General features: G+C 67.5%; 13 protein-coding genes. 7 read left to right on the top strand and 6 right to left on the bottom strand.

Going from position 1 to position 11,668, the window contains the following annotated elements; translation table 11 throughout:
- The first annotated feature begins 273 nt into the window (after positions 1 to 273).
- The 3 genes from ACIG5A_RS27085 to ACIG5A_RS27075 all read left to right on the top strand — a co-directional run bounded on the left by ACIG5A_RS27085 (position 274) and on the right by ACIG5A_RS27075 (position 2,551).
- Positions 274 to 849, top strand: a complete 576-nt coding sequence (locus tag ACIG5A_RS27085) for a GNAT family N-acetyltransferase (RefSeq protein WP_397244855.1) — start codon at positions 274 to 276, stop codon at positions 847 to 849.
- A 529-nt stretch (positions 850 to 1,378) separates the two neighbouring features.
- Entirely contained in the window at positions 1,379 to 1,783 is a 405-nt protein-coding gene (locus ACIG5A_RS27080) for a hypothetical protein (RefSeq protein ID WP_397245950.1), read from the top strand.
- A 309-nt stretch (positions 1,784 to 2,092) separates the two neighbouring features.
- Complete coding sequence (locus ACIG5A_RS27075) at positions 2,093 to 2,551, top strand: winged helix-turn-helix transcriptional regulator (RefSeq protein WP_397244853.1); 459 nt, start codon at positions 2,093 to 2,095, stop codon at positions 2,549 to 2,551.
- 332 nt (positions 2,552 to 2,883) lie between these two features.
- Here the strand turns inward: ACIG5A_RS27075 and ACIG5A_RS27070 are convergent, their stop codons facing one another.
- Positions 2,884 to 3,483 carry a DJ-1/PfpI family protein gene (locus ACIG5A_RS27070; RefSeq protein ID WP_397244852.1) on the bottom strand — a complete coding sequence of 200 codons (600 nt, stop codon included), beginning with the start codon at positions 3,481 to 3,483 and terminating at the stop codon, positions 2,884 to 2,886.
- Positions 3,484 to 3,555: 72 nt separating this feature from the next.
- Between ACIG5A_RS27070 and ACIG5A_RS27065 the strand changes: the two genes are divergently transcribed.
- Positions 3,556 to 4,494 (top strand): GlxA family transcriptional regulator, encoded by a 939-nt coding sequence (locus ACIG5A_RS27065; protein WP_397244850.1) that lies wholly within the window; start codon positions 3,556 to 3,558, stop codon positions 4,492 to 4,494.
- 40 nt (positions 4,495 to 4,534) lie between these two features.
- On the opposite strand, the gene ACIG5A_RS27060 is transcribed toward ACIG5A_RS27065, so the two are convergent.
- From ACIG5A_RS27060 to ACIG5A_RS27045, 4 genes are all read right to left on the bottom strand, one after another.
- On the bottom strand, positions 4,535 to 5,608 hold the full coding sequence (locus ACIG5A_RS27060; RefSeq protein ID WP_397244848.1) for a response regulator transcription factor: 1,074 nt from the start codon (positions 5,606 to 5,608) through the stop codon (positions 4,535 to 4,537).
- 53 nt (positions 5,609 to 5,661) lie between these two features.
- Complete coding sequence (locus tag ACIG5A_RS27055; RefSeq protein WP_397244846.1) at positions 5,662 to 5,928, bottom strand: hypothetical protein; 267 nt, start codon at positions 5,926 to 5,928, stop codon at positions 5,662 to 5,664.
- A 14-nt stretch (positions 5,929 to 5,942) separates the two neighbouring features.
- Positions 5,943 to 6,638, bottom strand: a complete 696-nt coding sequence (locus tag ACIG5A_RS27050) for a hypothetical protein (protein ID WP_397244844.1) — start codon at positions 6,636 to 6,638, stop codon at positions 5,943 to 5,945.
- Positions 6,639 to 6,821: 183 nt separating this feature from the next.
- Positions 6,822 to 7,070, bottom strand: coding sequence for a hypothetical protein (locus ACIG5A_RS27045; protein WP_397244842.1), 249 nt, complete (start codon positions 7,068 to 7,070; stop codon positions 6,822 to 6,824).
- Positions 7,071 to 7,383: 313 nt separating this feature from the next.
- Between ACIG5A_RS27045 and ACIG5A_RS27040 the strand changes: the two genes are divergently transcribed.
- Positions 7,384 to 8,136, top strand: a complete 753-nt coding sequence (locus tag ACIG5A_RS27040) for an IclR family transcriptional regulator (RefSeq protein WP_397244840.1) — start codon at positions 7,384 to 7,386, stop codon at positions 8,134 to 8,136.
- A gap of 79 nt (positions 8,137 to 8,215) precedes the next feature.
- Here ACIG5A_RS27040 and ACIG5A_RS27035 read toward each other — a convergent pair whose 3' ends face one another.
- A complete protein-coding gene (locus ACIG5A_RS27035; RefSeq protein ID WP_397244838.1) occupies positions 8,216 to 9,643 on the bottom strand; it encodes an amino acid permease in 1,428 nt (475 codons plus the stop codon).
- 182 nt (positions 9,644 to 9,825) lie between these two features.
- Between ACIG5A_RS27035 and ACIG5A_RS27030 the strand changes: the two genes are divergently transcribed.
- A complete protein-coding gene (locus tag ACIG5A_RS27030) occupies positions 9,826 to 10,818 on the top strand; it encodes an LLM class flavin-dependent oxidoreductase (RefSeq protein ID WP_397244836.1) in 993 nt (330 codons plus the stop codon).
- An 82-nt stretch (positions 10,819 to 10,900) separates the two neighbouring features.
- Entirely contained in the window at positions 10,901 to 11,659 is a 759-nt protein-coding gene (locus tag ACIG5A_RS27025) for a siderophore-interacting protein (RefSeq protein ID WP_397244834.1), read from the top strand.
- The last annotated feature ends 9 nt before the right edge of the window (positions 11,660 to 11,668 follow it).

The following is an 11,668-nucleotide window of genomic DNA, read 5'->3' as shown; positions in this document are numbered from 1 at the left end:
CTCGGTCCCACTGTGCTGATCGGCTTGTGCGGGCGCCGCACCGAACACCGCGCCGCCGATCGCGAAACTCGCGAGACCGATACTGACATTGCGCTTCCACGTGTTTGTTTGCATGACGCCACGGTCGCACCCGAGCGCGCGACACGTCAGCCCGACGAACCACTGGCCGATTTCGCCTGATACCGCGAACCGCTCAGCGATCCGCCGTATCCCGCTGGCACCCAACGGATAAACACATCGACGATCGTCGCGGCACGGACCAGGATGGCATCCGTGACCGCGCAGATACCCGATCTCCTCGATATCCGGACCCACACTCGCGCACCGCAACCCGTACTCACCTCCGCGGACGGCTTGGTGCTGCGGCCGTGGCTGATGGCGGATGCGCCCGTGGTGTTCGCGGCATTTCGCGACCCGGACATACAGCGCTGGGAGGTCCGAACGATGACTTCGGACAGCGAAGCTCGGCAGCTCGTCGAGCGGTGGCGACAAGCGTGGTCGATCGGCGCGGGGGCACACTGGGCCGTCACCGAGGACGACCGGGTCGTCGGCCGGGTGACACTGAAGAACTTCTCGGCGCCGAACGCACTCGGCGAACTCGCCTACTGGGCCGTGCCGGACGTTCGCGGGCGCGGCATCACCGCAGGCGCGGTACGCATCGTGACGGCATGGGCGTTCGACGATATCGGGTTCCACCGCATCGAACTACTGCACTCGGTGCACAACGCGGCCTCGTGCCGTGTCGCGGTCAAGGCGGGATTCTCCTTGGAGGGCACCAAACGCAGCGCGTTCAACCATGTCGACGGGTGGCACGATATGCACATACACGCCAGGATCAACGGCGACTGATCTCCGGGCGGCGTCGCCGGCGCCGGATTCGGGTGGGGCCGAATCATCCAGTGGTATCGGGGACATGACTGTGCGGCGGCGGGTATGAATGCTGGGAATACTTTGCAGGACGGGGAGATAGATGCAGTCACCAGAACCACCGTCGCCTTGGGGTGGGGCTGATCCGCGAGCGGGCGAGCAGCAATCGGCAGGGGGCGGGCAACCGCCGCAGGGGGATGCGCTCGAGCCAAAATCGGCTGAGCAGCAACCACAGATACCTCAGTGGGACGGACAACCACCGCAACCAGGGGGCCACCTACCCCAATGGGGCGGGCAACAACCGCCGCAGCCCGGAGGCCACCTACCCCAATGGAGCGGACAACCACCGCAACCAGGGGGCCACTTACCTCAGTGGGGTGGACAGCCGTCGCAGCCCGGAGGCCACCCGCCCCAATGGGGCGGGCAACAACCGCCGCCCGGCCAGTCGCCGTACTGGGGTGGGCAACCGCCCTACTATCCACCTGGACCGCAGCATCCGATTCCGACGTCGATGCCTGGTTCGGTTCGGGCGGCGCAGATCACGATCTTCGTCATCGCCGGAATCGGGCTGCTGGTCACCGTCTTTCAAGGGGTGACGATCGATTCGTACTACGCGGGTCGCGACACCGCCATGTACGGGCTGTATTGGATTCTGGCGATCGTCGCGTGCTTCTTCGGGGTCGGCGGCAACGGGATCCGGATCACCGCGACCGTGCTCGTCGCACTCGAGGCCTTCTGCGGGCTCGGCGCTTTCGCCTCCGCGGGCCGCCCGCAACCCCTCACCACGTCGGGTCAGTACTACGCTCCCGGAATCCTTGCGGGCCCACTGATTCTCGTCGCCGCCATCGCGATCATCGTTCTGCTGTACCAGGGTTCGGCGGGCCGCTGGTTCAAGCGGCCGCGGGCAGGGCGATAACTCAGGCGTCGGCCCAGAAGTCGCGGGCCATCCGCGACGCAACTGCCACAACCGTCCCTTGGCGGCGAAATCGCGCAGGCCGTCGCCCTCCTCGGCGTCGGCGGCGCGCCAGTTGCCGTCGACGGCGGTGGTGATGCCGACGTCGATCTCCGGCATGCCCCACCGCGCCCGCTCGGTCGCGACGACGAAATCGCAGGCCATGGTGATCTCCAGACCACCGCCGACCGCATAGCCGTCGAGATCGCGCCTCGAGTAGTATCCAGAGGAGACCGGTTACATAAGGAGACCACGTGAGCGGGGAGAAATCAGGTGCCCACCGGTAGCCAGCCCGTCGATTCGGGATCGAAGCCCCATGCCGACGGCATGGCGACCGCCGCACATCTGCTCGGCGATCGCTGGACCATGCTGATCGTGCGCGAATGTTTCTACGGCACTCGCCGATTCGGCGATATGGCGCGCAATCTCGGCATCGCGCGCAAGGTACTGACCACGCGCCTCAAGGATCTCGTCGCCATGGGCATCCTCGAACGCCGCCTCTATCACACGGAGCCGGACTGGTACGAGTACATCCTCACCCCCGCGGGCCGCGACCTGTACGGCGCCATCCTCGCGCTACTGCACTGGGCCGACGTCCACCACCCCGAACTCGGCGAGCACGTCCGCCTGCACCATATGCCCTGCGATCACGACACCCACGCCGTGGTCGTCTGCGCCCACTGCCGCGAGGAACTCGACCCACGCGAGGTGGAAGCGCGCCTACCCCGCTGACCTCGACGTGATGTCCACGAGCCCGGCGGCAGCATCGTTGACACCGCCGAACCCCTGCTGCGAAACGAGTCGGTCCTCGCCCGCCGGCGCCTCATCTCAGCGAATTCCACGACAGCGTCGGTGATCCCGTGGATCGCCGCAATGCCGCGCCGGTCCGCAACTCGCCTCGCACCTCACCCGCGAACCCGCCGCGATCCTCGTTGATCGCACCGACCTCGCGACGCCCACCTCCGGAGAGTTCAAGTGTGGCCACCCAACTGGTGCCGACACCACTGATTTTAGTCGGGGGGTACGACAGAAACGCCCCCTACATTCTTGGGCGCCGAGCCGGATCAGTAACCCGGATCCGGTGCGTATTCGATACCTTCCCTGACCTCGCGGGCGCGGGCCGGGCCGGCCAGGCGGCCGACGATGTGCAGTGCCATATCGATTCCGGCCGAGATGCCCGCGGAGGTGATGACATCGCCGTCGTCCACATAGCGCTCGCCCGGGCAGGCCGTGATGGTCGAATCGATCTCGCACAGCTGAACCACCGCACCGCGATTACTCGTGGCAGGCCTGCCGCGCAGGAGACCGGCCGCGGCGAAAACCGTTGAGCCGGTACAGACGCTCGCCATCAGCGGGACCTGCGCGCGCTGTGCACACAGCCACCGCAGGTGATCCGGATCGGTGAGCATCGCGTTGGTGCCGTCACCACCGGGATGCAGCAGCACGTCGAGGGCGGGCACGCTGGCAATGCTGTGGTGCGGGCGCACGACGAGTCCCTTTTCACAGGTGACGGCTTCGCCGTCGGCGGAGAACGTGGTCGCCAGGTATCCGTCGTCCGGAAAGTGCCTGGTCCACCAGGCGAACACCTCCCACGGGCCGATGGCGTCGAGTTCCTCCATTTGATCGAACAGCAGAATCCCCAGGTGGCGAACGGAATTGGTCATGGCATCCACGATGCGGTCACGATCGCGCGCGAACGAGAGGCAGGATTGCCCCATTGTGCAAGGATTCTGCCTATGCATCATGTCGCGGTCCTCGTCCTGCCGGATGTGGTGGCCTTCGACCTCGGCGTCCCGGCACAGGTCTTCGGCCATCCCGACGAACGCGACCGCTACACGCTGACCGTCTGCACGCCTTCCCCCGGATTGGTGCCGTCCACAACAGGATTCGCGATATCCGTCGACACCGGCCTGGCAGCGCTGACCACCGCGGACACCGTGGTGATCCCCGGCTATGCACCCCACGATGCACCGAATCACGCAGTGCTGGAGGCACTTCGGCGCTCCGCCGCCCGTGGCGCTCGTATGATCTCCGTCTGCACCGGCGCATTCGCCCTCGCCCCCACCGGCCTGCTCGACGGCAGGCGCGTCGCGACCCACTGGCGCGACGCCGCCGAACTCGCCGCCCGCTACCCCACCGTCCACGTCGACCCCGACGCCTTGTACATCAGCGACGGGTCCATCATGTCCAGCGCGGGCGTGGCGGCGGGCATCGACCTCTGCGTCCACGTGGTCCGCACCGACTACGGCGAGCACGCCGCCACCGAGGTAGCCCGCCGAATGGTCGTGGCCCCACACCGCACCGGCGGCCAGGCCCAATTCCTGCACCGCCCCGTCCCCCCACCGGCCACCGGCCTTGCCCCCACCTGCGAATGGGCCCTCACCCGCCTCGCCGACCGCATGACCGTCGCCGACCTCGCCCGCCACGCAGGCTGGGCGCCGAGGACTTTCGCCCGCCACTTCGTCGCCGAAACCGGCACCACCCCGCAACGGTGGCTGACCGCTCAACGACTGCTGGAAGCCCGCCGCCTCCTCGAACTGACCACCCTCCCGATCGATCAGGTAGCCACCCGCACCGGCCTCGGCACCGCCGCCAACCTCCGCCTCCTCCTGTCCCGCGACACCGGCACCACCCCCACCCACTACCGCCGCACCTACCGAGGCACCACCCCCTGACAACCGCTCGTGACCCGAACCCGTTCTCCCCCAGGTTCGTTCATGGTCGATGTCCAGCCTGGTCGCGCCGAGTCAGTCCGAAAGCGCGGGCCACGGCGGCGGTGCGGCTGGGGGCGCCGAGCTTCGCCGAGGCGTGCTCGAGGTGCTTGTCGACGGTGCGCGGGCTGATGCCGAGCAGGCGTGCCACCTGCCTGCTGGACCGGCCTTGCGCGACCTCCCACAGCACCTCCGCCTCGCGCGGGGACAGGCCCGGCACCGGCGGGCAAACCTTCGGTGCGGCAACATATTCCGTCAGCAACAGGAGATCCTCCCCGGCCATGGCGATGCGCCGTATGCGCAACCGGCGGCCACCGCGGTCGGCGACGAAATCCGGACGATGCTCGAGTGTCGCGCGATCACTCAGCCACGCGGACAGCTCGCCGGGTACCGCTGCGCCCTCCGCGGATTTCTCGGTGAAGTAGCGGTCGAGCAAGGCGAGTGCCGAGGGTGCCGCCCGGTCGATTTCGTGCCGAGTACGGAGCGCGACCACCGATTGGACCGCGTCGTCGGCGATTTCCAAGCTGTCGACCACCCTGGTCAACCCCTGCCGGAGCTCCGCGATCCGCATCGCGGACTGGAGATGCAGCCGGGCCAGATCGATGGTGGCCCGTTCGTATTCGGTGAAATCCACCGGTCCCGCACGGTCCCAGCAGAATCCGGCGAGTACGCCGGGGCGCGGGAACACACCGCAGCCCATCTGGTTGTCCACACCGAGCGGGACGAAGAACTCGCGGAATACCGCCAACTGCTGGAGCTGCCGGTGACTCACCACGTCGGAGAACTTCACCGCACCCGGATCACCGGATTCCGCGTACGCCACCAGCAATGGGTGTTCGGCCATCGTCGCACTGAAGGCCCGCAACAGATCCGGCGTGAGCGCGGTCTCCTCGGAGGCGATCTGCCGGTCCTGTCCGGTGGGCAGATCCACCTCGATATAGGTGACCAATTCGCTCGGCGCGAACCGCGACAGCTTCGGCAGCAGCGTCCGCAGCAGCTCGGCAGGATCACGCGGTTCGCCGATTTCACCGATCACCGACGCGACCACACGTGCGTCACCGTCGCGCAGATCGGTCATAGCCAACGGTAACGCGAAGGGACCCGCCCACAGCGACGAACGGGTCCGCTCTACTATCGGGAACGCAGGTTCAGCGGCCGCGGCGCGCTGGCTTTCTCCTTGAAGTTGCACGGGATGGGTACCGGGTTCACGATATGCCCGCTGGTGCGAGCCGGACCCCCGGGAACAAGAACGAAAGTCGCCTTCGCGCCTTCGCGCTCGACGGTCAGCATTTCCGCGCCACCGGAGCCGATGGAGCGGGACAGGTCAGCGAGACCCGCGGCATACAAGGCGGCGGTGATCGCCTCGAGCAGGTCGGCGGGAGCGTCGGGGGAATTCATCTGTGTCCTCGTTTCTAGACGGGCTGCAGCCCGACGACGGCCACATCGTTATCGCCGTTCTGCCGGAAGGTGCCCGGTTTGGCCGTGCCGTCGCCCGGCAGGTAGTACAGCGTCCAAAAGGTTTGGGAGCCGAAGGCGGACAGCGCGGTGTCGAGGAAACCCTGGACCAGGGGTATTCCCGCGATGAGGGCCTGGTCCAGCGCATCGCCGACGGCGCCCGAGCAAATGGTCCCGCCGCCGAAGTCGTATCGGCCGCTGTCCACATAGCCGGCGAGATGGCCGGAGTCGTCCAGGTACAGCACGAGGAAGTAGGCGATGGTGCCGTCGACATCGGTGCAGTACCAAGGGGTTTCGATGTGGAAGTCGAAATCGACCTTCACCAGCATGTCGTAGTCGTTGTGGCGGTTCGGGTCACCGTCGTGTGCGGGCACATCGATCCAGAAGACGCCCGCCGCGCGGATCCGGCTGGTTCGCTTACCGTCGGTGCCGAGCAACCTCTTGATGGCGGTGAATACCGGCCTCGTATTCAACAGCGGGGCGATATCGATGACCAACTCGCTGTCGGGCCGGATCCGCACCAGCGTCCCCTCCGTGACACCTCCGGTTTCGGAGATTTCCGCCCATCCACCGGGATCGAATTGAACGTTGGCTCCGAGAAATTCGCCGCCGAAGTAGCGCTCATCGAACCAGTACTGTGTCAATGTCGGCATCGCTGCCCCTTTTCGTTCATGGCACCGCCTATAGACACCTAAATTAGCCACGCGCGTAACCCGGCCGCCATACGCGAAAGTTCGTATGGCGGACCGGGCCCGGCTCTGGGTCGCGTCTGCGGCCGACCGTCCTCCGACCGGACGGCCGAGCCCGGAACGGCGCTCTGATCAGGCGATTCGAACCTATTGGGCGTCGACGGCGAGCATCCCGAAGCGACTGACGTGCGCGTAGTTGTGCCCATCAGCGCTGGTGATCACCACCTCGGCCGGATTGGTCAGCGCGATACAACAGTAGTTGTCCCGATCCTGCTGAACACTGATCGACAACAGCCGCTGAGCAGTAGCCTGCTGCCACTCCTCCATGCACTCGTACAACCCCCGCATGGAAGGACTTTCGAAATAGACGAGATTGCGCTTGTTCATATCCGACATGACACGGCTCCATTCGTGTCGTAGTGGAGTGACGCAACGCCACCGTGCCTCCATCGTAGACCTGGCCGAATAGCGTTCCACGACACGGTATTTCGATATTCTCAGGAGATCCCGCGCCGATCGACGGCAATAGCGAAGGGCAGGCGACGAGGGAAAAGCCGGTGCGCCAGCTCGCTCCATCGTGAATTGCGCTGCGGCTCAACAGAAGTCGGCGGTCCGACCAGCGGAATCGATGTTCCACTCCTGCGACTGTCCGCGATCAACATCTGGTGCTCGGTGCACCGGCGCAGCGACACATGGGGAGGAAAGAGAAATGAGCGAAAGGACGGAAGCCATCACGCCCGCGCAGGGTGGACGTGGTGTGCTCGCGGGGGCGTTCGCCTTACTCGAACAGCTCACGCACAGTGACGAAGTGGGGCTGAGCGAACTGGCGAGAACCGCGGGGGTGCCCAAATCGACCGCCTATCGGCTGCTCGGCCAGCTGGTCGCCGAGGGCGCGGTGGAACGTCGCGCGGGACGCTATCGGCTCGGCCCGCGCGTCTTCCGGCTCGGACAGACCTGGCAGCCCGCGCACCTGCTGCGGACCGCCTCCGCCGAGCCGATGCGGCAACTCGCGGCCCGCGGCAGGCACGGAACCTACGCGGTGGCCGTCGCCGACCGCGGCCGGATCATGATCGTCGGCGCGATCGGCCGCGAACTCGACGCGGTCATGCCGCTGCGCGCGGGCGCGCTGCTACCTCCCGGCGGCGCCGCCGCCCAGATCCTGTCCCCCACCGTTACGGAATACACACCGCCCGAGGGGATTTCGCGCGCGGAATGGCTGCGCCTCACCACCGCCGCGCGCGCCCGCGGCCTGGCATACGACATGGATATCCGCCGGCGCGGCATCGTCTGCGTCGCCGCGCCGGTCCACGGACCCGAGGGCGAGGTCGTCGCCGCGCTCGGCGCGGCCACCCTGGAACCGCACCGGCTCACCGCCATGGCCGACCCGGTCCAGCGCGCGGCGGGCGTGATGACAGCCAACCTGGCCCGCCTGCTGCGCACCCGCCGCTCCCTATCCCTGTGAGCGACTGATACGACCGCGCGCCGGCCGATCCCGTTCCAGGGCGGCCGGCGCGCGGCGGATGTGGCGGTATGCGGCCGATTCAGAGGTGCGCGGATTCCGCTGTCGCCTCACCCTTTTCGAGCCTCGTCAACACGAGGTAGCCGATGCCGACCAATGCCGCCCAGACCACGCCGACGACCACCGCGGTGCGGCCGCTCTCGTCGAAGAACAGCAGCACGACGACCAGACCGAGGAAGGCGAGCGCCGCGACGGTGGTGTACGGCGCGCCGGGCAGGCGGTAGTCGCTGGCGGGCAGCTCGCCGCGGCTCACCTTGGCGCGGTAGAGCAGGTGGCAGACCAGGATCATGCCCCAGACGAAGATGATGCCGATGGTCGACACCGAGGTGATGTAGGCGAAGGCCTTGTCCGGCGAGATCAGGTTGACCACGACGCCGATCACCATGGCGGCCGCCGAGGCGGTGATGCCCATGTACGGCACGTGGCGCGAGCTCAGCTTGCCGAGCTTGGCGGGCGCCTCGCGGTGCAGCGACAGGGTGCGCAGCATGCGGCCGGTGGAGTAGATGCCGGAGTTGCAGGACGACAGCGCGGCGGTCAGCAGCACGAAGTTGATGATGCCCGCGGCGGCCGGGATGCCGATCTGCTCGAACACCTCGACGAACGGGCTGCGGCCCGCGTGGAAGGTGCGCCAGCTGGCCACCGACATGATGACGATCAGCGCGCCGACGTAGAACAGGCCGATACGGAACGGCAGGGTATTGATCGCCTTGCGCAGCGTGGTCTTGGGATCGCGCGCCTCACCGGCGGTCACGCCGACCAGCTCGACACCGACGTAGGCGAACAGCACGATCTGCAGCACGAGCAGCGAGGGGCCGAAGCCGTTGGGGAAGACACCGCCGTCGGCCCACAGGTTGGTGACGGTCGGGTTGACGGCGTGGCCGAAGCCGAACACCAGCACGCCGATGCCGATGGCGATCATGGACAGGATCGCGATGACCTTGATGGCGGAGAACCAGAACTCGCCCTCCCCGAACAGCCGCACCGAGATCAGGTTCGCGGCGAACATCACCGCGAGCACCACCAGCGCGGTGATCCACGGCTCGATGTCGAACCAGTACTGCACGTACTTGCCCGCGACGGTGATCTCGGCCATGCAGGTCGCGACCCACACCGCCCAGTAGGACCAGCCGGTCGCGAATCCCGCGAAACGCCCGACGAATTCGTGCGCGTACTCGGCGAAGCTGCCGGACACCGGACGGTAGGTGAGCAGCTCACCCAGCGCCCGCATGATCACGAAGATGGCCAGGCCCGCGACCAGGTACGCCAGGATCAGCGCGGGACCGGCCTTCTCGATCGCGCCGCCCGCCCCGTAGAACAGGCCGGTGCCGATCGCACCGCCGATGGCGATCATCTGGATGGTGCGCGAGCTGAGCCCGCGGGTGTAGCCCTCGGATTCACCGGATACGGCATCCGGCGGCGTGCCCGTGACCTGACGGTCGGAGGCTGTCATATGGTGCGTCCTTCCCTGCTGGGCACCAACTCGGCGGCGCAGCGCCGAGTGATCTCGAACATATGACGTGGGATCATCGCATGTTCCAGATGACGTTCGTGTTTCCGGTACGCCTCTTGCGCAGAAATATGCCGGGCGCATGCGGTGTTGGCAGGAAGAGTTGCCGTATACCGAGGAGCCCGATGATCGACGTCCCGCTGTCCGTGCTCGATCTGGCGCCGGTCGAGGCCGGCCGCAGCCCCGGCGAGGCGCTCGCCGCCACCACCGAGCTGGCGCGGCGCACCGAAGCGCTTGGCTATCACCGTTTCTGGGTGGCCGAACACCACAACATGCCCGGCATCGCGAGCTCGGCGCCGAGCGTCGTGCTAGCTCATCTGGCGGCCGCGACTTCGACGATCCGCGTCGGCTCCGGCGGGGTGATGCTGCCCAATCACGCGCCGCTGGTGGTGGCCGAGCAGTTCGGCACCTTGCACGCGTTGCATCCCGGCCGGATCGATCTCGGTATCGGCCGCGCGCCGGGCACCGATCAGGCGACCGCGCTCGCCCTGCGCCGGACGGCCGAGGGCCTGTCCGGTGACGCGTTCCCGCAGGAACTCGCCGCGCTGCTGCATTTCTTCCGCGGCACCGGGCCGAGCGGGATCACCGCGACGCCGGGGCGCGGCGAGGAGCCGCAGGTCTGGCTGCTCGGCTCGAGCGGTTTCAGCGCCCAGGTCGCGGCGATGCTCGGGCTGCCGTTCGCCTTCGCCCACCACATCGCCCCGGCCAATACCGAGGCCGCGCTCGCGCTGTATCGCGAGCGCTTCCAGCCGTCGGAGCAGCTCGACCGCCCGTACACGATCGTCGCGGCGTCGGCGATCTGCGCCGATACCGATGAGCGCGCCGAACGGCTCGCCCGCCCGCGTGATCTCGCCTTCGCCTATCTGACCTCCGGTAAGCCGCAGGCGATTCCGACGCCGGAGCAGGCGGCCGACTTCCCGGGCAACGACCGAGAACGCGAATTCGTCCGGCAGCGGCGCGCGGGGCAGGCACAGGGCTCGCCCGAGACCGTGCGCCGCCAGCTCGAGGATCTGCTGGCGCGCACCCAGGCCGATGAGCTCATGCTGAACACACTGGTCTACGACATCGAGGACCGGGCGCGCTCGTTCGAGCTCATCAAGGAGAAGGTGGCGGCCTGACCACCGAAGATGACACCCGCACCCCACACAGGAGGTAAGTTGGTAAGGCAAACCTAATTATCGATTGTGGAGGTATCCATCTATGGCACGTCCCCGTACCACCCTCACGGTGCAGCGCACCGAGCAGTTGACCCCGCATCTCATCCGGGTGCACTTCGGCGGGCCCGGCTTCGCCGCGTTCCAACCGAGCGAGTTCTCCGACTCGTATGTGAAGTTCATCTTCCCGCGCGACGGGATCGAGGTGCTGCGCACCTACACCGTCCGCTCGGTCGATCCGGTCGCCGGCGAACTCGCCGCCGACTTCGTCTACCACGGCGCGGAGGGCATCGCGGGACCGTGGGCGGCCAGCGTGCAGCCGGGCGAGACCATCGATCTCTACGGCCCCGGCGGCGCGTATTCGCCTCGCGCGGACGCGGATTGGCATCTGCTCGCCGGTGACGAGTCGGCGCTGCCCGCCATCGCCGCCGCACTACAGGCCATGGACGCGGCGGCGGTCGGGCACGCCTTCGTCGAGGTGGCGGGCCCGGATGACGAACTGGCACTGGACAAACCGGCCGGCGTCGAGCTGACCTGGCTGCACCGCGGTGACCGCGAACCGGGCGACCTGCTCGCCGACGCCGTCCGCAACACACCGTGGCGCGACGGCCGGGTACAGGTCTTCATCCACGGCGAAGCCAAGGCCGTCATGCACGACCTGCGCCGCTACATCCGCCGCGACCGCGACGTCCCCGCCGAATGGGCCAACTCCATCTCCGGCTACTGGCGCCGCGGCCGCACCGAAGAAGGCTTCCGCGAGTGGAAGCGCGACCTGGCCGCCGAAGAATCCACCCCCGCCGTCTAACCCCCGCCG

This window comes from Nocardia sp. NPDC052566, from assembly GCF_044547285.1.
GTDB lineage: Bacteria > Actinomycetota > Actinomycetes > Mycobacteriales > Mycobacteriaceae > Nocardia.
This window is presented reverse-complemented; position numbering and strand designations above follow the sequence as displayed.

Bases quoted from the DNA above. Each gene is read 5' to 3' on its own strand.
- ACIG5A_RS27070 (WP_397244852.1), bottom strand. From the start codon at position 3,483: ATGACCAATTCCGTTCGCCACCTGGGGATTCTGCTGTTCGATCAAATG.
- ACIG5A_RS27035 (WP_397244838.1), bottom strand. From the start codon at position 9,643: ATGACAGCCTCCGACCGTCAGGTCACGGGCACGCCGCCGGATGCCGTA.
- ACIG5A_RS27065 (WP_397244850.1), top strand. From the start codon at position 3,556: ATGCATCATGTCGCGGTCCTCGTCCTGCCGGATGTGGTGGCCTTCGAC.
- ACIG5A_RS27045 (WP_397244842.1), bottom strand. From the start codon at position 7,070: ATGTCGGATATGAACAAGCGCAATCTCGTCTATTTCGAAAGTCCTTCC.
- ACIG5A_RS27055 (WP_397244846.1), bottom strand. From the start codon at position 5,928: ATGAATTCCCCCGACGCTCCCGCCGACCTGCTCGAGGCGATCACCGCC.
- ACIG5A_RS27080 (WP_397245950.1), top strand. From the start codon at position 1,379: ATGCCTGGTTCGGTTCGGGCGGCGCAGATCACGATCTTCGTCATCGCC.
- ACIG5A_RS27040 (WP_397244840.1), top strand. From the start codon at position 7,384: ATGAGCGAAAGGACGGAAGCCATCACGCCCGCGCAGGGTGGACGTGGT.
- ACIG5A_RS27030 (WP_397244836.1), top strand. From the start codon at position 9,826: ATGATCGACGTCCCGCTGTCCGTGCTCGATCTGGCGCCGGTCGAGGCC.
- ACIG5A_RS27050 (WP_397244844.1), bottom strand. From the start codon at position 6,638: ATGCCGACATTGACACAGTACTGGTTCGATGAGCGCTACTTCGGCGGC.
- ACIG5A_RS27025 (WP_397244834.1), top strand. From the start codon at position 10,901: ATGGCACGTCCCCGTACCACCCTCACGGTGCAGCGCACCGAGCAGTTG.
- ACIG5A_RS27060 (WP_397244848.1), bottom strand. From the start codon at position 5,608: ATGACCGATCTGCGCGACGGTGACGCACGTGTGGTCGCGTCGGTGATC.